17 protein-coding genes are annotated in these 19,085 nt (G+C 43.7%); 16 read left to right on the forward strand and 1 reads right to left on the reverse strand.

Annotated features, from left to right (window positions below):
* Positions 1-4: 4 nt before the first annotated feature.
* The 16 genes from BIV59_RS09295 to BIV59_RS09375 all read left to right on the forward strand — a co-directional run bounded on the left by BIV59_RS09295 (position 5) and on the right by BIV59_RS09375 (position 16,103).
* Positions 5-403, forward strand: a complete 399-nt coding sequence (locus BIV59_RS09295; RefSeq protein ID WP_071351200.1) for a methylglyoxal synthase — start codon at positions 5-7, stop codon at positions 401-403.
* Positions 396-1,094 carry a bacillithiol biosynthesis deacetylase BshB1 gene (gene bshB1, locus BIV59_RS09300; RefSeq protein WP_071351201.1) on the forward strand — a complete coding sequence of 233 codons (699 nt, stop codon included), beginning with the start codon at positions 396-398 and terminating at the stop codon, positions 1,092-1,094. Before BIV59_RS09295 ends, bshB1 begins: the two co-directional genes overlap by 8 nt.
* 116 nt (positions 1,095-1,210) lie before the next feature.
* On the forward strand, positions 1,211-2,371 hold the full coding sequence (gene bshA / locus BIV59_RS09305; RefSeq protein ID WP_071351202.1) for an N-acetyl-alpha-D-glucosaminyl L-malate synthase BshA: 1,161 nt from the start codon (positions 1,211-1,213) through the stop codon (positions 2,369-2,371).
* Positions 2,364-3,554: a CCA tRNA nucleotidyltransferase gene (locus BIV59_RS09310; RefSeq protein WP_071351203.1), complete on the forward strand. Its 1,191-nt coding sequence runs from the start codon at positions 2,364-2,366 to the stop codon at positions 3,552-3,554. Before bshA ends, BIV59_RS09310 begins: the two co-directional genes overlap by 8 nt.
* Entirely contained in the window at positions 3,539-4,519 is a 981-nt protein-coding gene (locus tag BIV59_RS09315; RefSeq protein ID WP_071351204.1) for a biotin--[acetyl-CoA-carboxylase] ligase, read from the forward strand. Before BIV59_RS09310 ends, BIV59_RS09315 begins: the two co-directional genes overlap by 16 nt.
* Before the next feature lie 366 nt (positions 4,520-4,885).
* Complete coding sequence (panB, locus tag BIV59_RS09320) at positions 4,886-5,722, forward strand: 3-methyl-2-oxobutanoate hydroxymethyltransferase (protein ID WP_071351205.1); 837 nt, start codon at positions 4,886-4,888, stop codon at positions 5,720-5,722.
* A gap of 2 nt (positions 5,723-5,724) precedes the next feature.
* Positions 5,725-6,570: a pantoate--beta-alanine ligase gene (gene panC, locus BIV59_RS09325; protein WP_071351206.1), complete on the forward strand. Its 846-nt coding sequence runs from the start codon at positions 5,725-5,727 to the stop codon at positions 6,568-6,570.
* 27 nt (positions 6,571-6,597) lie between these two features.
* The gene (panD, locus tag BIV59_RS09330) at positions 6,598-6,984 is read left to right on the forward strand and encodes an aspartate 1-decarboxylase (protein ID WP_071351207.1); all 387 of its coding nucleotides are present in this window, start codon (positions 6,598-6,600) and stop codon (positions 6,982-6,984) included.
* 790 nt (positions 6,985-7,774) lie between these two features.
* Positions 7,775-10,552 (forward strand): ATP-dependent DNA helicase DinG, encoded by a 2,778-nt coding sequence (gene dinG, locus BIV59_RS09340; RefSeq protein ID WP_071351209.1) that lies wholly within the window; start codon positions 7,775-7,777, stop codon positions 10,550-10,552.
* Between the two features lie 138 nt (positions 10,553-10,690).
* On the forward strand, positions 10,691-10,861 hold the full coding sequence (locus tag BIV59_RS09345) for a YpmA family protein (RefSeq protein WP_071351210.1): 171 nt from the start codon (positions 10,691-10,693) through the stop codon (positions 10,859-10,861).
* A gap of 15 nt (positions 10,862-10,876) precedes the next feature.
* Positions 10,877-11,353: a cell wall elongation regulator TseB-like domain-containing protein gene (locus BIV59_RS09350; protein WP_071351211.1), complete on the forward strand. Its 477-nt coding sequence runs from the start codon at positions 10,877-10,879 to the stop codon at positions 11,351-11,353.
* A 17-nt stretch (positions 11,354-11,370) separates the two neighbouring features.
* On the forward strand, positions 11,371-12,561 hold the full coding sequence (locus tag BIV59_RS09355; protein ID WP_071351212.1) for a pyridoxal phosphate-dependent aminotransferase: 1,191 nt from the start codon (positions 11,371-11,373) through the stop codon (positions 12,559-12,561).
* A 181-nt stretch (positions 12,562-12,742) separates the two neighbouring features.
* Positions 12,743-14,035, forward strand: coding sequence for an asparagine--tRNA ligase (gene asnS, locus BIV59_RS09360; protein WP_071351213.1), 1,293 nt, complete (start codon positions 12,743-12,745; stop codon positions 14,033-14,035).
* Positions 14,036-14,191: 156 nt separating this feature from the next.
* A complete protein-coding gene (locus BIV59_RS09365) occupies positions 14,192-14,887 on the forward strand; it encodes a DnaD domain-containing protein (protein ID WP_071351214.1) in 696 nt (231 codons plus the stop codon).
* Positions 14,888-14,922: 35 nt separating this feature from the next.
* Positions 14,923-15,579: an endonuclease III gene (nth, locus tag BIV59_RS09370; RefSeq protein WP_071351215.1), complete on the forward strand. Its 657-nt coding sequence runs from the start codon at positions 14,923-14,925 to the stop codon at positions 15,577-15,579.
* Positions 15,576-16,103: a YpoC family protein gene (locus tag BIV59_RS09375; protein ID WP_071351216.1), complete on the forward strand. Its 528-nt coding sequence runs from the start codon at positions 15,576-15,578 to the stop codon at positions 16,101-16,103. Before nth ends, BIV59_RS09375 begins: the two co-directional genes overlap by 4 nt.
* Positions 16,104-16,250: 147 nt before the next feature.
* Here the strand turns inward: BIV59_RS09375 and BIV59_RS09380 are convergent, their stop codons facing one another.
* The gene (locus BIV59_RS09380; protein ID WP_071351217.1) at positions 16,251-19,085 is read right to left on the reverse strand and encodes a penicillin-binding protein 1A; all 2,835 of its coding nucleotides are present in this window, start codon (positions 19,083-19,085) and stop codon (positions 16,251-16,253) included.

The raw sequence follows: 19,085 nt of genomic DNA on the forward strand, positions 1-19,085 counted from the left end.
AAGGATGAATATTGCATTAATTGCCCACGATGAGAAGAAGGAAGATTTAATGAGGTTTGTTACTGCCTATAAAGCAGTGTTTGCAAAGCATCATCTATATGCCACAGGAACTACCGGCCAGAAAATTATTGATGAGGTCTCTCTTCCAGTTACAAGGTTTAACTCAGGCCCTTTGGGCGGGGACCAGGAAATCGGGGCAATGGTTGCCAGAAATGAAATGGATTTAATTATTTTTTTCCGTGATCCGCTGACTGCCCAGCCCCATGAGCCTGATGTAACGGCTCTTATGCGCCTGTCTGATGTTTACAATGTGCCGCTTGCAACCAATATGGGAACGGCCGAAGTGCTGATTCAAGGTTTGAGAAGCGGTTATATGGAATGGAGAAAAAAAGATAATGAATAATGTAGATATAATTGCCTTTGGCGCTCATGCCGATGATGCAGAAATTGGCATGGGCGGCACTTTGGCAAAATACGCAAAACAAGGCAAAAAAATAATGATTTGTGATTTGACAAAAGCAGAAATGTCCTCCAACGGAACAGTCGATCTGCGGGCGGAAGAATCAGAAAAAGCTGCCCGGATTCTTGGTGTTTCAAGAATGGCACTGGATCTGCCCGACAGGGGGCTGTATATGAAAGAAGAATACATAAAGAAAATCACTGCGGTTATAAGAAAGTATAAACCCCAAATTATCTTTGCCCCTTATTTCGAAGACCGCCACCCGGATCATGGAAACTGCGCGAAGCTGGTGGAGGAAGCCGCTTTTTCTGCTGGCGTCAGACGGTATATGGAAGAAACGGGATTACCTGCGCATAAGATAGATGCCATGTACCTTTATATGATTAATGGGTTTCATAAGCCGCATTTTGTTGTGGATGTGACTAATGAAATGGATGCAAAGCTTGAGAGCCTGCGTGCCTATCAAAGCCAATTCCAAAAAAGCGGGGATGGCGTGGACACACCTCTTGTGAATGGCTATATAGAAACTGTTGAAGCAAGAGAGCGGCTGTTTGGAAAAGAAGCAGGGGTTAAGTTTGCAGAGGGCTTTATTTCGAAGAAACCTTTGCTGCTTTCAGCCGATTTATTTAAGTAAGGATGAAGCAGCCTCATCCGTTTAATAGAACTACAGAAGTATCAGGGGAAAATGCCCCAAAAACAAAGCAGATGTAAGGGGAATTTCACTTTATATTTAAGCAATAGGAGAATATTATGAAACTAAAAATAGGAATTACTTGCTATCCCACAGTGGGAGGCTCAGGAGTCGTGGCAACTGAGCTAGGCAAGCTTTTGGCCGAAAAAGGGCATGAAATTCACTTTATTTCCTCAAGCCTGCCTTTTAGGCTAAATAAAATGTATCACAATGTGTATTACCACCAGGTAGAAGTGAATTCATATTCTGTTTTCCAATACCCGCCGTACGATTTGGCGCTGGCCAGCAAGATGGCTGAAGTCATCAACAGGGAAAAACTTGATATCCTTCATGTCCATTATGCAATCCCTCATGCTGTATGTGCCATATTGGCAAAGCAGATGGCAGGACATCCGGTGAAAATCGTTACAACGCTTCATGGAACAGATATCACGGTCCTTGGGTATGATCCGTCTTTGACTGAACTGATCAAATTTGGCATTGAAAAATCGGATGCTGTTACTGCTGTTTCCGATGCGCTTGTCACCCAAACATCAGAAGTCATTGCTCCTGATAAGGATATCAGGACGGTTTACAATTTTATTGATGAACGAGTATATCAAAAAAAAGAATCTCAATCTCTTAAGCAGGAATACGGAATAGACAGCAGCGAAAAAGTCATCATCCATGTGTCCAATTTCAGGGCTGTTAAAAGGGTGCAGGATGTTGTCAGAGCCTTTTACTCTATTAGCGAAAAGGTCCCTTCTAAATTGCTTCTGGTAGGAGACGGTCCAGAAATTACAGTCGTGTGCAATCTTGTCGAGGAGCTGGGTATAGAAGATAAAGTACTTTTCCTCGGAAAACAGGATAAGCTGGAAGAATTGTATTCCATGAGTGATTTGATTCTGCTTCTATCGCAAAAGGAAAGCTTCGGTTTGGTCCTTATCGAAGCGATGGCCTGCGGTGTCCCTGGAATTGGAACGGATATTGGAGGGATACCTGAAGTAATTGAGGACGGGGAAACTGGCTTTATCTGCAAGCTTGGAGACGTTCAGGATGTGGCGTCTAAGGCAATTACCCTGCTTTCTGATGAAGACATGCATCAGCGTTTTTCCGAAGCTTCAAAAAAGCTAGTTAAAACCAAATTCCGCTCTGATATCATTACGGCTCAATATGAATCCATATACCGCGAGCTGCTGCCTGAGGCTATACAAAAACAGGAGAACGGGAGAAATGAATGAAATATTTTTATCTGCCGTGCCGATTCTTGAAAAAATAGAAAAAGCCGGTTTCCAAGCTTATTTTGTTGGAGGATCGGTCCGCGATGAAATAGCAGGCAGGGAAATTAACGATGTGGATATTGCCACCTCTGCGACCCCTAATGAAATAAAGTCCATTTTCCCTGTCACAGCAGATATTGGTATAGAACATGGGACACTCTTAGTCATCCACGATCATGCACAATATGAAGTGACTACATTTCGGACGGAAAGCGGATATACAGACTTCAGAAGACCCGATAAAGTCGATTTTGTCAGATCGCTGCTGGAAGATCTGAAAAGGCGTGACTTTACGATGAATGCCATTGCCATGGATAAAATGGGCGTTTTGCAAGATCCTTTTGAGGGCAGAAAAGCCATCGAAGACAAAATAATCGTTACAGTGGGCGATCCTAAGGAACGATTCCATGAAGATGCATTAAGGATGCTGCGGGCAATCCGGTTTGCGGGCACCTTAGGCTTTAAGCTTGAGGAGCAAACCTTTCAATCGCTGAAAAAGCATGCACCTCTTCTTAGGAACATTGCCACAGAGAGGATTTTTTCAGAATTTGAAAAGCTGCTAAAAGGCAGCTTCAGCAAAAATGCAATTGAACTCCTGGTGAAAAGTGAAATGTTTCAATATCTTCCTGGCCTTGAGCCGTTCAGGACAGGATTAAAGAAATACTGCCAATTCGAGCTGCCATGCCTGCCATCCTTGGAGGAAAAATGGTCACTGCTGCTTTTTACAAGCGGGATAACAGCAGCAGAGCCATTTTTGCGCAATTGGAAGATGCCCGTTAAACAAATTCGTGAAATACAAAAAATTCTTTCCCTGATAAATCAGGAAGATGAAATCAGCACTTTTCAATTATTTCAGGCGGGTCTGGATATTAGCATAAAAGCGGGCAGAGTAAGAGCGGTTATGAAAAGTCAGGATGTACAAATTTCTGAGACGATGACTATAAAGAAATTCTCAAGTCTTCCGGTCAAAAAACCATCTGATTTAGCCATTACAGGCAACGATCTTCTCAAGTGGAGAAATCAAAAGCCAGGTCCATGGATGAAAGAATATCTGGATTCCATCCTATTGGCCGTGCTGGAAAAACAGACGGAAAATAACCGGGAAGCAATTAAGGAGTGGCTTTCTTCATGCAATCTGATTTAAGAGGGAAATTAATTGAAGCATTTACCAAAGCAGATGGCGAATTCATCTCCGGCCAGGAAATCGCAGAACATATGGGCTGCTCGCGCACTGCCGTCTGGAAGCACATTGAAAGCTTGAGAGGCGAGGGTTACGTGCTTGAGGCTGTCAGAAAAAAGGGCTATAAAATTGTCAGCACCCCTGAAAAGGTAACCGCTGATGAAATCCAGCTTGGCATGAAAACAAGCCGCTTTGGCAAGGTTATCCATTATGAAGAAACAGTGGATTCCACACAGAAGATTGCTCACCGCCTGTCAAATGAGGGAGCGGCAGAAGGAACTTTGATTGTTGCAGAAGAGCAAACAGGAGGAAAGGGAAGGCTTCTTAGAAGCTGGCATTCCCCTAAATATTCGGGTGTATGGATGAGCCTGATTCTGCGTCCAAACATACCTTTCCATGAAGCTCCCCAGCTAACGCTTCTTGCAGCGGTTGCCGTTGTCCAGGCGATCGAGGAAATGACAGAACTTAAACCGGAAATTAAATGGCCAAATGATGTACTCATAAACAAAAAGAAAGTGACTGGGATCCTGACAGAGCTGCAGGCTGAGGCCGACCGCATTCACTCGGTCATAATCGGGATTGGCATCAATGTCAATCAGAAGCTTGAAGACTTCCCGGAGGAGCTGCATGCGAAAGCTTCATCTCTCTCCATGGAAGAGGGGAAAAATATCTCGAGGGCCGGATTGATACAGCAGGTTTTGCTTAAACTGGAAAAGCTTTATGATTTATATTTAACAAAAGGCTTTGCTCCTGTGAAAATTATGTGGGAAAGCTATGCCATCAGCCTTGGCAAGGAAATCACTGCAACCACCTTGAATGAAACCATCAAGGGAAAGGCGCTTGGCATCACAGATGAGGGAGTGCTCCTTGTCAGGAGCCAAGACGGAGAAATCCGCCGCATTTATTCGGCAGATGTGGAAATCACCTGATATTTTTTCCTATTCTTCCAGGTAAAATTTTTTAAGATGGTTAAGATAATGATAATAATAGAAATTTTTGTTTGATATTGTTATAATGCATGTGGGCAGTATCAAATTAGAGCTGCACCCAAAAATGCTCGGCCAAACAAAAAAAATTTCTGCCTTGATCCATTGAAATGGACGGGGACGGAGGGATGAAAAGACTAATAGCAATAAAGAGGTATACTGAACAAATGAACTGCCGCACCCTGCAGGAAAGCGATGCTTTTTTTACAGGGTACAGCAGCAGAGCAGTATGCCTCTTTTTTTGGTTTAAAACACAGAACAGATTGTTGCTGATGTTTTCATCTCCTCTATGAAAAAGGAGGATAAAGGATGAAGCTTTCTGGAGACTTTTTGAAAATGAAGAACAATGGCGAAAAAATTGCGATGATTACAGCATATGATTTTCCTGCTGCCAAGCTTGCCGAAAAAGCGGAAGTGGACATGATCTTAGTGGGAGACTCACTTGGTATGGTGGTGCTTGGCTATGATTCAACGATTCCAGTCACAGTGGATGATATGATTCACCACACAAAGGCTGTCAAACGGGGAGCACCGGACACTTTTATCGTTACAGACATGCCTTTTATGAGCTACCATATATCGATGGAAGATACCCTCAAAAATGCTGCCAGAATCTTTCAGGAAGGGCAAGCCAATGCCTTAAAGCTTGAGGGAGCTGGAGATGTACTCCCTAAAATTAAAGCTTTGACAGAGGCTGGCATTCCGGTAGTTGCCCATCTGGGCTTAACGCCGCAATCGGTTGGAGTACTTGGAGGGTATAAAGTCCAGGGGAAAAATGCCGAAGCTGCGAAAAAGCTTATTGAAGATGCAAGGAAGTGTGAAGAGGCTGGAGCTATTGGGGTTGTGCTTGAGTGTGTGCCATATCAAGTGGCAGAGCTTGTGACAAATGAGCTCTCCATCCCGACAATCGGAATCGGGGCAGGAAGCGGGACAGACGGACAGGTTCTCGTATTTCATGATGTTGTAAACTTTGGAGTAGACAGAGTTCCAAAGTTCGTGAAGAGATATGGAGATGCCAATCAGCTTGTTGCCAAAGCGATTGAAGATTATGTGGCAGAAGTAAAAACGAAGGAATTTCCATCTATCGACCATTCATTTACTATGAAGGAAGACGAAATTTCATCCTTATACGGAGGGAAAGCATAAGCATGAAGATAATAACAACTGTGAAAGAAATGCAAAAGTACGTCCGTGAGGAAAAGTCTTCAGGTAAAACTGTTGGCTTTGTACCCACTATGGGTTTCTTGCATAATGGACATCGGTCTCTTATTGAAAATGCCAGAAGAGATAATGAAATTGTAGTGCTCAGCATTTTTGTCAACCCGCTGCAGTTCGGCCCGAATGAAGATCTTGAGACATATCCCCGTGATATCGACCGGGATGAAATAACGGCAAGGGAAGCTGGCGCTGATTATCTATTTTATCCTGCTGTAGAAGAGATGTATGGTTCAGACGTTTCGGTTACAGCAATTGTCAAGGAACGCACAGACGTGCTTTGCGGCAGACAAAGGCCAGGCCATTTTGACGGTGTCGCCACCGTACTGACAAAGCTGTTCAATATCGTAAGCCCCGACAGAGCGTATTTTGGAATGAAAGACGCCCAGCAGGTTGCAGTCGTGAGCAGCCTGATACAGGACTTTAATTTTGATATTGAGCTGGTTCCTGTCCCAACTGTACGCGAGGAAGACGGACTTGCAAAAAGCTCCCGCAATGTGTTTCTCTCTGATGAAGAGCGGAGTCAGGCGAGCCAATTATATAAAAGCCTGCAGCTTGCACAAAAAGCGGCTGAAGCAGGTGAAAGGGATCCTGCTGTACTTTCTGCAATGATCAGAAAACATATTGAAAGCAATACCAGCGGAATCATTGATTATGCAGAGGTTTATTCCTATCCAGCTTTAAAACCGCTTGATAAACTGTCCGGCAAGGTTTTGATTGCCATTGCAGTCAAGTTTGCACGTGCAAGGCTAATTGATAATATTACACTTACCATTTAAATAAACCGCACCTGAGGAGGATTTAGCATGTATCGCACAATGATGAACGGAAAGATCCATCGTGCCCGTGTAACAGAGGCTAACTTGAATTATGTAGGAAGCATTACAATTGACCAAGATATTTTGGATGCTGTAGACATCCTGCCAAACGAAAAGGTCGCCATCGTTAATAACAACAATGGAGCCAGACTTGAAACGTACGTGATTGCAGGTGAAAGAGGGAGCGGCGTAATCTGTTTGAATGGAGCAGCTGCAAGGCTTGTCCAGCCAGATGATATCGTGATTATCATCTCATATGTACAGGTGCCTGAAGAGAAAATCAGCAGCCATTCACCTAAAATTGCTATTATGAATGATAAAAATGAAATCGCTGAAATGATTTCACATGAACCGGAAGCAACCATGATTTTTTAAAAACCTGGGTCTGTTTTCTTCCTGCCAAATCTGCACTGTCTTCGATACAGCTATGCAGCTTCGGCAGGGAAAAACAGGCTTTTTCTTTTTGGTTAGGCTTTAAGCCTCTAGGGTGCTTCCGCTTTTTATTAATCCAGCTGCAGCGCCTAGCCTCTCGAGGTCATAAGCCACATCAGAATTGAAGGCAAAGAGCACCTTCTATTCTAATGCGTCTTATGCTGGTCGAGGCTGAACAAGGCGCTTCCGCTTTTTATGTAATCCAGCTGCAGCGCCTAGCCCGCTGTGCAAAAGACGTTTTGTCCTCAGAAGGCAAAGAACGCCTTCCAAGGACAAAACCCTATTTGCTTGGGCCCCCAGGATGGGGGTCACAAAGACGTTGCCGCAGGACGCGGCGTTCGTAGTCTTTGTTCCTATGAACAGGCGCTTCCGCTTTTTAATTAATCCAGCTGCAGCGCCTAGCCTCTCGAGGTCATAAGCCACATCAGAATTGAAGGCAAAGAGCGCCTTCTATTCTGATGCGTCTTATGCTGGTCGAGGCTGAACAAGGCGCTTCCGCTTTTTATGTAATCCAGCTGCAGCGCCTAGCCTTTCGAGGTCATAAGCCACATCAGAATTGAAGGCAAAGAGCGCCTTCTATTCTGATGCGTCTTATGCTGGTCAAGGCTGAACAAGGCGCTTCCGCTTTTTAGTTTGAAATTCTTTCATTTTATTTATTTTGTCTGGTATGGTATAAAAAGTGAGAGAGTACGAACAATTTTGGTATGAAGTGAATTTTGAGGTGTACATAATAATGACGCAGCGATATGCAGTTATAGATTTAGAAACTACAGGCAATTCGCCCAAAAAGGGAGATCGGATTATTCAGTTTGCGGCTGTTATCATTGAAGATGACCATATCGTTGATGAATATTCGACATATATCCGCCCGGAACAGAGCATTTCCCTGTTCATTGAAGAGCTGACTGGAATCGACAACGATATGGTGGAGGATGCTCCGGTATTTGAAGAAGTTGCCGGGAAGATTTTCAGTATTCTTGAAGACTCTGTGTTTGTAGCACATAATGTGTTATTTGATTTGTCTTTTCTTAAGGAAGAAATGGTGCGTTCGGGATATGAACCTTTTTACGGATCAGCCATTGACACCGTGGAGCTGGCGAAAATCCTGAAACCTACTTCAGATGGATATAAACTTAATCAGCTTGCAAAGGAAGAAAATCTTGAGCATGAAAGGCCGCATAGAGCTGACAGTGACGCTTATGTGACAGCTCTTTTGCTGCTGGAGTTCAAGAAAAAGCTGAAATCATTGCCAGTCATGACATTAAAACAGCTGTATAAACATTCATTCTCACTAAAAAGCGAGATTTCAGAAATGATAGATGAATGCCTGTCCTTTAAGCTCGCACAGCCTGAAAAGCATAATCCCGATCTTGAAACCTTTAGGGGATTGGCATTCCGAAAAATAGATGGTGAAAGCCATGCTGAAAGTGAAATACCGGATTATCCAATGAATGAAGAAGAAAAAATGAAACTGATTGCCCGTGCTTTTCCACTTTTTGAAAAAAGAAATGGGCAGCTGAATATGATGGATAATATTTATCAGTCTTTTCAATCCTCCCGGCATTGCATCATAGAAGCTGGAACAGGTATTGGAAAGTCTCTTGGCTATTTGCTTCCTGCGGCATTCTTTGCCAAGAGCCGCCGCAAAAATATCATCGTCTCCACCTACACTCTTCAGCTGCAGGAGCAGCTTCTGCATAAGGAGCTGCCGCAGCTGAAGAAAATCCTGCCTTTTCCCATTCATGCGGTTTTATTGAAAGGAAGGGGAAATTACTTGTCTCTGGCTAAATTTGAGAGGTCACTGAGGCAAAAGGATGATAACTATGAAACAGCGCTGACCAAAATGCAGATTTTAGTGTGGCTTACAGAAACTGAAACCGGCGACCGTGACGAGCTCCATTTAACCAGCGGCGGGCAGCTTTTTTGGGAAAGGCTGCAAAGCGATGAATTTACCTATCAGGGACTTCAGCTTCCCTGGCAAAAAAGGGACTTTTACACAAGAGCAAGGGCGATTGCAGAGAAAGCGGATATTATTATTACCAATCATTCGTTTTTAATGGCAGACCTTATCTCAAAAAACAGCGGTGTTGCCGGCGACGGTTATCTGATTCTGGACGAAGCGCATCATTTTGAAAAAGCTGCTTCCCGGCACCTCGGCAGGAGACTGGATTACATTACTGTTAAAACGATGCTCAATAGGCTCGGAACGTATGAACAAAAACAGCTTTTTTACAAAATAGAAAAAATGGCCAGCAAACGGAGAAAAACTGACATGCCGCTTATAAAAACCTTCAATGCGCACATCAGTGACTTTTTTTATGAATTTGAACAGCTTTTTTATTTTCTTGCCAGACAGGCAGAAAAACTGACGAAAAATGGAAGTCCTGACAGGCTGCCCATTGATTCCAATGAGAATTGGAAGCAGGCATCCTTCCTGACAGAACGCCTGATCCAACATTTGAATTCCGTCATGTTCGAGCTGGAAAATCGTATTAATCTTGTGAAAAACAGCGAAAATCCTGCAGGCAAGAACAGCCTGTTTTATTTGAATGACGCGGAGGTCCTTTTAAAAGGAATCGAGGACATCAAGCAAACGCTGCATGAATTTTTTATAAAAAGAAATGAAGACTCCATTTATTGGCTGGATTATACCAAAGCCGGTCCTCATCAGGGGATATCGCTTTCCTCGCAGCCTATCTCTGGGAGCAAGATCCTTTGGGATGACTATTTTTCACGGCAGCAAAGCGTCATCATGACATCTGCCACATTATCAGTCAAACAGTCATTTGCATTCTTTAAGGCGCAGCTCGGCATTGAGGATAAACCGATCCTTGCGCTGTCCTATCCTTCTCCGTTCAATTATAAGGAAAAAGTCAAAATCCTTGTGCCGTCTGCGATGCCAGATGTAGCATCATGCTCTAAGGATGAATTTGCCGAAGCAGCGGCACATTCAATTATTCACGCTGCTAAAGCGGCAAAGGGCAGGATGATGGTCTTATTTACTTCGCATGATATGCTAAGGAATGTTTATCAAAAGGTAAAAGACTCAGGAAGTCTTCAGGAATTCACTTTATTTGCCCAAGGTATCAGCGGCGGGAGCAAGATGAAGCTTATCAGGAACTTCCAAACCTTTGACAAAGCGCTCCTATTTGGGACAACAAGCCTTTGGGAAGGTGTGGATATACCCGGAGAAAGCCTGTCCTGCCTGGCTATCGTCAGGCTGCCTTTTTCGCCTCCTGATGAGCCTGTTACTGCAGCAAGGTGTTCGCTCTTGGAAAAAAGAGGAATCAATGCCTTTTCCGCCTATTCGCTTCCACAGGCCATACTGAGATTCCGGCAGGGGTTTGGCAGGCTGATCAGGACAAGCACAGACCGCGGCATTTTGCTGATTCTTGATAAAAGGGTCTTGACCTCCCGATATGGCAGGGAATTTCAGCAGTCACTTCCCCCTGCACAATGGCTGGAAGTCACCCAGGAAGAAATGATTGGGACAATAGAAAATTGGATTTGAAAACCTATGATATAAAATCGGTTTTTTAAAGAAATTTATTATCGAAATACAGCCTATCCTGATATAATGTGTTAATAAGGAAGGCAGCATTGCCTGCCCCCACAGCAATCAGCAAGCGGAAAACTGGGAGGAATTAATATGGAAAGCAAAATAGAAGTCTTATCTACATTAACGATTCAAAATTCACCGGACTTGTATAAAATTGTCGATTCACTGAACCGGACGTTAAAGGAAAAAGATTTAATGTTCGGACTTGCACTCGATGCTGAAAATCAAGAAAAAGCGATATTTACGATTTATCGTACATAGAAAGAGTGGCTGAAATTGAAAAAAGCAATGATACTGGCGGTCATATTAATCCTTTGTATTGCGGGTTTTACAGCAGGGGCTTACATTAAGGCGATGGGCCCAAAAAAAGAAGCCGAAACAGAAGCCTTTAAAAAAGCCCAAAAAGAAGGCGGATTTGTAACGATGGATGACTACTATCTATATCATGGGAATGACTCATATTCAGTTGTAGTCGGCAAGACAAAAAACGGCAAAAAGAAAGTAATCTGGCTTCCGGACAATAAAAAGGAGAAGCCAGTGATAGAAGACAGCAAATCAGGGAAAACCCGGGGAGAAATACTGGCCATTGTCAAGAAGCAGCTGAATCCTCAACAAATCATTTCAGTTAAGCTTGGAATGGAAAATAATGTACCTCTATGGGAGGTCACTTATTTAGATGGATCAAGCCGTTATAATTATGATTATTATGACTTCAAGACAGGTGAATGGCTGAAATATTACCGAAGCATATAAAATTGGGGGATAAATCCATGAAATTAGCGAATCGTGTAAAGGCACTGGCACCATCTACTACCTTGGCCATTACGGCTAAAGCCAAAGAGCTTAAATCTCAGGGGCTTGACATCATCGGACTCGGTGCAGGAGAACCGGATTTTAATACTCCGGAACATATCATCAAAGCTGCAGCCCGATCCATGGAAGAAGGCCATACAAAATATACTCCTTCTGCAGGGCTTCCGAAACTTAAACAGGCCATCATCAGCAAACTGAAAAAAGACCAGGGGCTTGAATATACAAGTTCTGAAATCATTGTCGGTTCCGGGGCTAAGCATGTTCTGTATACATTATTTCAGGCTATCCTTAATGAAGGCGATGAGGTTATCGTTCCCATCCCTTACTGGGTAAGCTATCCAGAGCAGATTAAGCTTGCTGGGGGAACCCCTGTATATGTGGAGGGACATGAGGATAACTCCTTTAAAATCACAAAAGAACAGCTTGAAGCCGCCATAACCGGAAAAACAAAAGCTATCATTATTAATTCACCAAGCAATCCGACTGGCATGATTTATACAGAGGAAGAGCTTAGGGAATTAGGTGAAGTCTGCCTTTTGCATGATATCATGATCGTTTCGGACGAAATTTATGAAAAGCTTGTTTATGATGGCAATGGCCATGTTTCCATTGCACAGGTATCACCGGAATTGAAAAAGCAAACCATCATCATCAATGGGGTCTCCAAGTCCCATTCAATGACAGGCTGGAGGATAGGGTATGCGGCAGGTGATGAGGAACTAATCAAGGCTATGACAAACCTGGCAAGCCATAGTACCTCTAACCCTACTACAACTGCCCAATATGGAGCCATCGCAGCGTATGAAGGCTCTCAGGATGCCGTCGAAGAGATGCGAAAGGCCTTTGAAAGCCGCCTTAATGCCATTTACGTCAAATTAACTTCCATTCCCGGATTTTATTGCTTAAAGCCGCAGGGAGCGTTTTACCTATTTCCGAACGTGAAGGAAGCCGCAAAGCGCACCGGTTTTGAAAATGTGGATGACTTTGCCCGGGGGCTGCTCGAAGAAGCTCTTGTAGCTGTTATACCTGGCTCTGGATTCGGTGCCCCGGATTATATCAGGCTATCGTATGCGACCTCCCTTGAAGCCCTTGAGAAAGCAGTTGAAAGGATCCATTCCTTTGTTGAATCTAAAATGATGAATGCTTGAGTAAAACAACAGCTTGTGCAGGCCAAACCCGTTTTGGGGGCAGCAGCCTGCACAGGCATTTTTATAGGCAAAATGCCCAGGATGGGGATATATTCAAATAATATTTGCCTGTACTATTTGTGAAATGTATAATGAAGTAGGTTAATTCCTTATCGGAAAGCAATTTGGAGGGAAATTGAACGTGAAAATTACTATAAAAGAAGCAAGCAAATATGTAGATCAGCAGGTAACAATTGGATGCTGGCTGGCCAATAAACGTTCGAGCGGGAAGATAGCATTTCTTCAGCTGCGTGACGGTTCTGGCTTCATTCAAGGAGTCGTAGTGAAAGAGGAAGTCGGGGAAGAAATTTTTGCAAAAGCAAAATCACTGACCCAGGAAACGTCCCTTTATGTTACAGGAACTGTTCAAAAAGACGAGCGCTCGCCATTCGGGTTTGAGCTGCAGGTAAATGATGTAGAAGTGATTCATGAGGCTGTCGATTATCCGATCACTCCTAAAGCCCATGGACCGGAATTTTTGCTGGATAACCGCCATTTATGGCTTCGTTCAAAACGCCAGCATGCTGTGATGAAGATCAGAAATGAAATTATCCGTGCTACATATGAGTTCTTCAATAACGAGGGATTCGTCAAGGTGGATCCGCCAATTCTTACAGGAAGTGCACCAGAAGGAACCACAGAGCTGTTTGCAACTAAATACTTCGAAGAAGATGCTTTCCTCTCACAGAGCGGACAGCTTTATATGGAAGCCACTGCTATGGCCCTTGGTAAAGTATTCTCCTTCGGCCCGACTTTCCGGGCAGAAAAATCCAAGACCCGCCGCCATTTAATCGAGTTTTGGATGATTGAACCAGAAATGGCTTTTTATGAATTTGAAGATAATCTTAAGGTTCAGGAAGAATATGTAGCTTACATCATTCAGTCTGTTCTGCAAAATTGCCAGCTGGAACTGAATACGCTTGGACGCGATGTTTCTAAGCTTGAAAAAATCAAAGCGCCGTTTCCGCGCATTACCTATGATGATGCTTTAAAGTTTCTTCATGAAAAAGGCTTTGAGGATATTCAGTGGGGAGATGATTTTGGTTCGCCGCATGAAACAGCCATCGCTGAAAGTTTTGACAGCCCTGTTTTCATTACCCATTATCCAACATCACTCAAGCCGTTTTATATGCAGCCTGACCCTAACCGGCCTGAAGTTGTGCTGTGTGCAGATATGATAGCTCCAGAAGGGTACGGGGAGATCATTGGAGGATCTGAGCGGATTCATGATTATGATTTGCTCGAACAGCGCATTGAAGAGCATAAATTAAGCAAGGATGCCTATAAATGGTATACAGAGCTTAGGAAGTTTGGCTCTGTGCCTCACTCCGGCTTTGGTTTAGGCCTTGAACGTACAGTTGCCTGGCTCAGCGGCGTTGAACATGTTCGTGAAACGATTCCATTCCCAAGGCTTTTAAACAGACTATATCCATAAACAGTAAGCGGTATTTGCCTCTTGGCAGATGCCGCTTTTTCCTTTCCTTGAATGTTTTTGGAGGGCTTAAAATTCCGGCAATGTAAAAAGTTTCCCATCCTTGATGGATACTCCAAACAGAGTTATTCATGTTATACTTATGAAGAGGTGTCTTAAATGATAATGGAAAAGTTATACGCTTGGTTTAAAGAAGGAACGGTTACATTTCCTTCATTTCTTTTTTCTCATTATAAAACCATGGGGCTAAATGAACAGGATGTTATGCTGCTAATGCAGCTTCAAAACTTTATAGAGAGCGGAAACGGCTTTCCTACTCCATCACAGCTTTCAGAAAGGATGACATTTCAGGAATCGGAATGTCTTTTCTTAATTCAGCGGCTGATGCAGAGGGGCTTCATAAAGATTGAAGAAGAAAATACTCAATCAGTCGGACATGAAAGCTATTCGTTAGAGCCATTTTACGAAAAAATGCTGGAGTGCTTCCTGATGACGATTAAACAAAAGGAGACGGGGCAGGAGCAGGAAAAAAGCGACAACCTATATACGGTGTTCGAGCAGGAATTCGGCCGTCCTCTGTCTCCATTTGAATGTGAAACGCTTGCTATGTGGATGGAGGATGAACATCATCCTGATATTATTAAAGCGGCTCTCAGGGAGTCAGTCATTTCCGGTAAACTCAACTTTCGGTACATAGACCGGATATTGTTTGAATGGAAGAAAAATGGTGTGAAGACACTGGATCAGGCCAAGTCACAGGGGCAGAAATTCAGGTCCTACCAAAAAAAGGACAAAAAAACAGAGCCATATGCTGCTGACAAAGATGTCCCTTTTTATAATTGGCTTGAACAGTGAAGGTATATTGATATTTTGATTTAAAGGAGTCTTTTATGCTGAACAAAGCTCAAATCCGTATTTGCCTTGACGCGATGGGGGAGATGTTTCCTGATGCACATTGCGAGCTTAATCATTCCAATCCGTTTGAATTAGTGATAGCTGTTGCCCTGTCGGCGCAATGTACAGATGTTCTTGTCAATAAGGTGACTAAAGATCTTTTTATGAAATATAAAACCCCAGAGGACTACTTGAATGTACCTGTGGAGGAGCTTGAAAATGACATACGTTCCATCGGACTTTACAGAAACAAAGCCAAGAATATTCAAAAGCTTTCTAGAATGCTCATTGAGCAGTACAACCGGGTGGTTCCAAGTGACAGGGATGAGCTGACTAATTTGCCGGGTGTGGGAAGGAAAACGGCAAATGTAGTGGTGTCGGTAGCATATAACGTCCCTGCCATTGCCGTTGATACACATGTTGAGAGAGTCAGTAAAAGACTTGGGATCTGCAGGTGGAAAGACAGTGTCCTGGAGGTTGAAAAAACCTTGATGAACAAAGTGCCAAAAGAAGAGTGGTCACTGACACATCACCGGATGATATTTTTCGGAAGGTACCATTGCAAAGCACAGTCTCCAAAATGTGAGACATGCCCTTTGCTTGACCTGTGCCGAGAGGGGAAGAAGAGGATGAAAGGGAAGGCCGATATATGAACGGCAAACAGCTTCTTTCTGTTCCGGAAGCTCTCTTTCATCCGCTGTATGATCATGATACAAAGAGTATAGAGGTGCAGGATTTTCAGATTTGGAGGTTTCCTGATGAAGCAGTTCCGTTTCCCTATGAAATTCTTTACGGAAACGGGGTAGAGGGATATCAGCCTTGGAGCTCGCCTGAGATTCCGATAAAAGATATGCTGAAAGAGTGGAAGAAATCAGAACAAAGCATCAGGTTACTATTTGCAGGCCGTTATGCCAAAGAAGCACTTGAACCAATGAAGCAGGCAATGTCCTGGCTGCTGAGCTCTCTATTTTGGCTGAATGGAATCCCTGTTAATCTTAAGGACTTGCAGAGGGAGGCCGGGGGATTTGCGGTGAAACCGGTAAATGCTTTAGAAAGGCTTCAATTCATCCTCAGCAGCCCTTCACACTTTTCTTCATTTATTCAGCTCAGTGAATTGATGCAGGAGCTGGAAAAGCAATTTTATAAAACTATGGCCCTTAGAAATATACGAAGCTGAACGGAGAAAAAGCACGGCAGACATGTAATTGTCTGCCGTGCTTTTTTAGAAATGAGCTGCTGGAGCACGTTTTAAATAGGAGAATTAAAGAAAAAGCATCGGCATGTTTTAAATGCCGATGCTTTTTCTTTTAGTTCATGAAGTCTCTTAGTTTCCTGCAGCAGCATCTGGCTGGCTGTCAGGTCCTTTTCCAGGTTTAGGTGGTTTAGGTTTAGTTTCTCCTGGTTTAGGTTTAGTTTCTCCAGGGTTAGGTTTAGTATCTCCAGGATTAGGTTTGGTATCTCCGGGTGGAGTCGTCCCGCCAGAACCGTCTCCGGATCCTTTGTCATTTCCAGATCCGCCTCCGGTTCCATTATCAGAACCATTGCCCGTTCCAGATCCATCGCCGGTCCCGTTATCAGAACCTGTGCCGGCTCCGGAACCATCACCGGTTCCACTGCCATTTCCAGTACCGCCGCCGGTTCCATTATCAGAACCATTGCCGGTTCCGGTTCCGTCACCCGTACCGCCGGTTCCATTGTCAGTGCCGGTTCCGTTTCCAGTGCCATTATTGTCTCCGCCCTGGTTATTATCTCCTCCAGGAGGAGTGGTGCCATTATCTGTCCCAGGATCCGTTTGGGCGGCATCCGGGATTGTAACAGAGGTTGAAGCAGGATCGCTTCTTTGACCGTCCGCAATGGCTGTTACAGTAAACGTATATTTGCTTCCAGGTGTCGGGTTAGGTATTTTCAATCCTTTGTCACTGGATTGTGATAATACCTGATCTGATCCGCCGTCTATAGATACCTTCACTTCAAAATCAGCGTTTTTGTCAGAATTATAGCCCCAATTCAGGCTAATTTCATTCGCTGTCTGGTCAAATGATGCACTTAAACCAGAAGGAGCAGAAATTTTGTCATACTGCTTGGTAACTTGTGTAGGCTGATGGCCTTTTACGAAATACTCATAGCTGATTTTATCGCTAGGTGTATAATCGCTAGCCAGCATTGGCGGATTTGTTCCTTTAACAACAGGAACCTTTACCACGCTGTTTGGCTGTTTGAAATCTTTTGTTTCCTTATTTTGTGAAACATGTTCCATCAGATTCTTAAAGATTTTCTTTGGAATCGTCTGTGATTGCTTTCCTACATAATCCTTTGTTTTGCTCGATGCGTCAGTATCGTAGCCTTCCCATACGGCAATCGTATAGTTGGTCGAATACCCGGCCATCCAGCTGTCAGGGACACCATCGGATGGAATATTATACTTTTGGCGGTCACTGGCTTCAAAGTTGGTTGAACCTGTTTTGCCTGCGACATCCATTCCAGGCACATTGGCGAGAACCCCAGTACCGTAGCTTTCTTTTAAGACGCTTTTCAGCATGTCTGAGATGATGAACGCAGTAGAATCCTTCATCACAGGTTTTGATGTGATTTTATTTTTAATTGTCGTATGATCCCTCAGTACAATTTTTGTTACAGTATGCGGTTTATTATAAATGCCGCCGTTTCCGAATGCGCTGTATGCACCTGCCAGCTGCATGGAAGAGATACCTTTATTCAATCCGCCGATAGCGTATGATTCATAAATTTCAGGAAGCTGTATTCCAAGCCCTGCTGCAAAGCTTTGCGCTTTTTTCAAGCCAACCTGCTGGATTGTTTTAACCGCAGGGATGTTTAATGAACGTGCCAGCGCTTCGCGGATGGTCATTGTGCCATGATACGTGCCTGAAGCATTTTTCAATGGAGTGCCATTAGAAAAATGGTAAGGCTCATCCGTTATTTGCTGATAGGTGGACCAGTTTAAATATTCCACAGCAGGCCCGTAATCCAGGATTGGCTTAATGGTGGATCCTGGCTGGCGCTGGGCATCTGTCGCGTAATTAAATCCGCGTGCCACTTTGGTGTTTCTTCCTCCGCCGATTGCCTGGATTTCTCCGGTTTTCGTGTCAAGGAGGGTGACACCTGCCTGCAGTTTTTCATTTGGAAATTGGATGATTTCATTGGTATTCAGCATTTTATATAAATACTTTTGGGCATCGCGGTCGAGTGACGTATGGATTTCCAGACCGTCTGTAGCGACATTATAATCTCCCATTTTTTCTACTTCTTTAATTACCTGATCGATGTAAGCATCATACGGTTTTGTGTTTTTTGATGTTTCACTCCTCTTCTTAAGTCCTTTTGCAACAGGAATAGCCTGTGCTTTCACCATTTGATCCTTGGTGATATAGCCATGCTTATTCATCAGGTACAGTACGACATTGCGCCGCTTCTCTGCACGATCTGGATGTTCATAAGGATTGAATCTGTTCGGGCTTTGCGGAAGTCCAACAAGAAGGGCGATTTCATTAAGCTTCAAATGCTTCAGATCTTTTCCGTAATAGGTTTTAGAAGCAGTTTCAATTCCGTATGCTTTTGCGGAATAATAGATTTTATTCACATACATTTCAAAAATTTCATGCTTGGTATATTTTTGCTCGAGCTGGAAGGATAGCCACATTTCCTGGACCTTCCTTTTGATGGTCTTATCTGCCGTCAGATAAGAACGTTTCACTACCTGCTGTGTCAGGGTACTCGCACCCTGTGAACCGAAGCCGTTGGTAAAGTTGGCGATGACCGCTTTGCCAAGGCGCAGAAAGTCAATGCCGTGATGCTTGTAAAAGCGTGCATCCTCTGTAGCCAAAACCGCATCCTCAACTTGCTTCGGTATCTGGTCGTAGGTTACATAGTCGCGTTTTTCAACCCCGACTTCTTTAATTAACTTATTGTCTTTGTCATAAATTTTGGACGAAATTGGATCTCTTAAAAGCTTTTCATCGAGCTTAGGAGCACCGCTGACGAAATAGGCGAATGTTGCACCGCCAGCTATCATTCCAATTATCCCCAGTGTGATAAGGATGAGAAAAATCCGTTTGAAAAGGCCTCCGGATTTTTTTTTGCCTTTTTTCTGCGACTGGGCCTGTTTACGGCGCTCTTGTCTCGAATTATATTGTTCAGCCAT

It is taken from the genome of Bacillus sp. MUM 13 (genome assembly GCF_001866725.1).
Lineage (GTDB): Bacteria > Bacillota > Bacilli > Bacillales > DSM-1321 > Peribacillus.

What these genes read in the sequence shown, in the direction of transcription:
- bshB1 (WP_071351201.1), top strand. Translation starts at nt 396, where the DNA reads ATGAATAATGTAGATATAATTGCCTTTGGCGCTCATGCCGATGATGCA.
- nth (WP_071351215.1), top strand. Translation starts at nt 14,923, where the DNA reads ATGCTGAACAAAGCTCAAATCCGTATTTGCCTTGACGCGATGGGGGAG.
- bshA (WP_071351202.1), top strand. Translation starts at nt 1,211, where the DNA reads ATGAAACTAAAAATAGGAATTACTTGCTATCCCACAGTGGGAGGCTCA.
- BIV59_RS09295 (WP_071351200.1), top strand. Translation starts at nt 5, where the DNA reads ATGAATATTGCATTAATTGCCCACGATGAGAAGAAGGAAGATTTAATG.
- panB (WP_071351205.1), top strand. Translation starts at nt 4,886, where the DNA reads ATGAAGCTTTCTGGAGACTTTTTGAAAATGAAGAACAATGGCGAAAAA.
- panD (WP_071351207.1), top strand. Translation starts at nt 6,598, where the DNA reads ATGTATCGCACAATGATGAACGGAAAGATCCATCGTGCCCGTGTAACA.
- BIV59_RS09365 (WP_071351214.1), top strand. Translation starts at nt 14,192, where the DNA reads ATGATAATGGAAAAGTTATACGCTTGGTTTAAAGAAGGAACGGTTACA.
- BIV59_RS09310 (WP_071351203.1), top strand. Translation starts at nt 2,364, where the DNA reads ATGAATGAAATATTTTTATCTGCCGTGCCGATTCTTGAAAAAATAGAA.
- dinG (WP_071351209.1), top strand. Translation starts at nt 7,775, where the DNA reads ATGACGCAGCGATATGCAGTTATAGATTTAGAAACTACAGGCAATTCG.
- BIV59_RS09345 (WP_071351210.1), top strand. Translation starts at nt 10,691, where the DNA reads ATGGAAAGCAAAATAGAAGTCTTATCTACATTAACGATTCAAAATTCA.
- BIV59_RS09315 (WP_071351204.1), top strand. Translation starts at nt 3,539, where the DNA reads ATGCAATCTGATTTAAGAGGGAAATTAATTGAAGCATTTACCAAAGCA.
- BIV59_RS09355 (WP_071351212.1), top strand. Translation starts at nt 11,371, where the DNA reads ATGAAATTAGCGAATCGTGTAAAGGCACTGGCACCATCTACTACCTTG.
- panC (WP_071351206.1), top strand. Translation starts at nt 5,725, where the DNA reads ATGAAGATAATAACAACTGTGAAAGAAATGCAAAAGTACGTCCGTGAG.
- BIV59_RS09380 (WP_071351217.1), bottom strand. Translation starts at nt 19,085, where the DNA reads ATGGCTGAACAATATAATTCGAGACAAGAGCGCCGTAAACAGGCCCAG.
- BIV59_RS09375 (WP_071351216.1), top strand. Translation starts at nt 15,576, where the DNA reads ATGAACGGCAAACAGCTTCTTTCTGTTCCGGAAGCTCTCTTTCATCCG.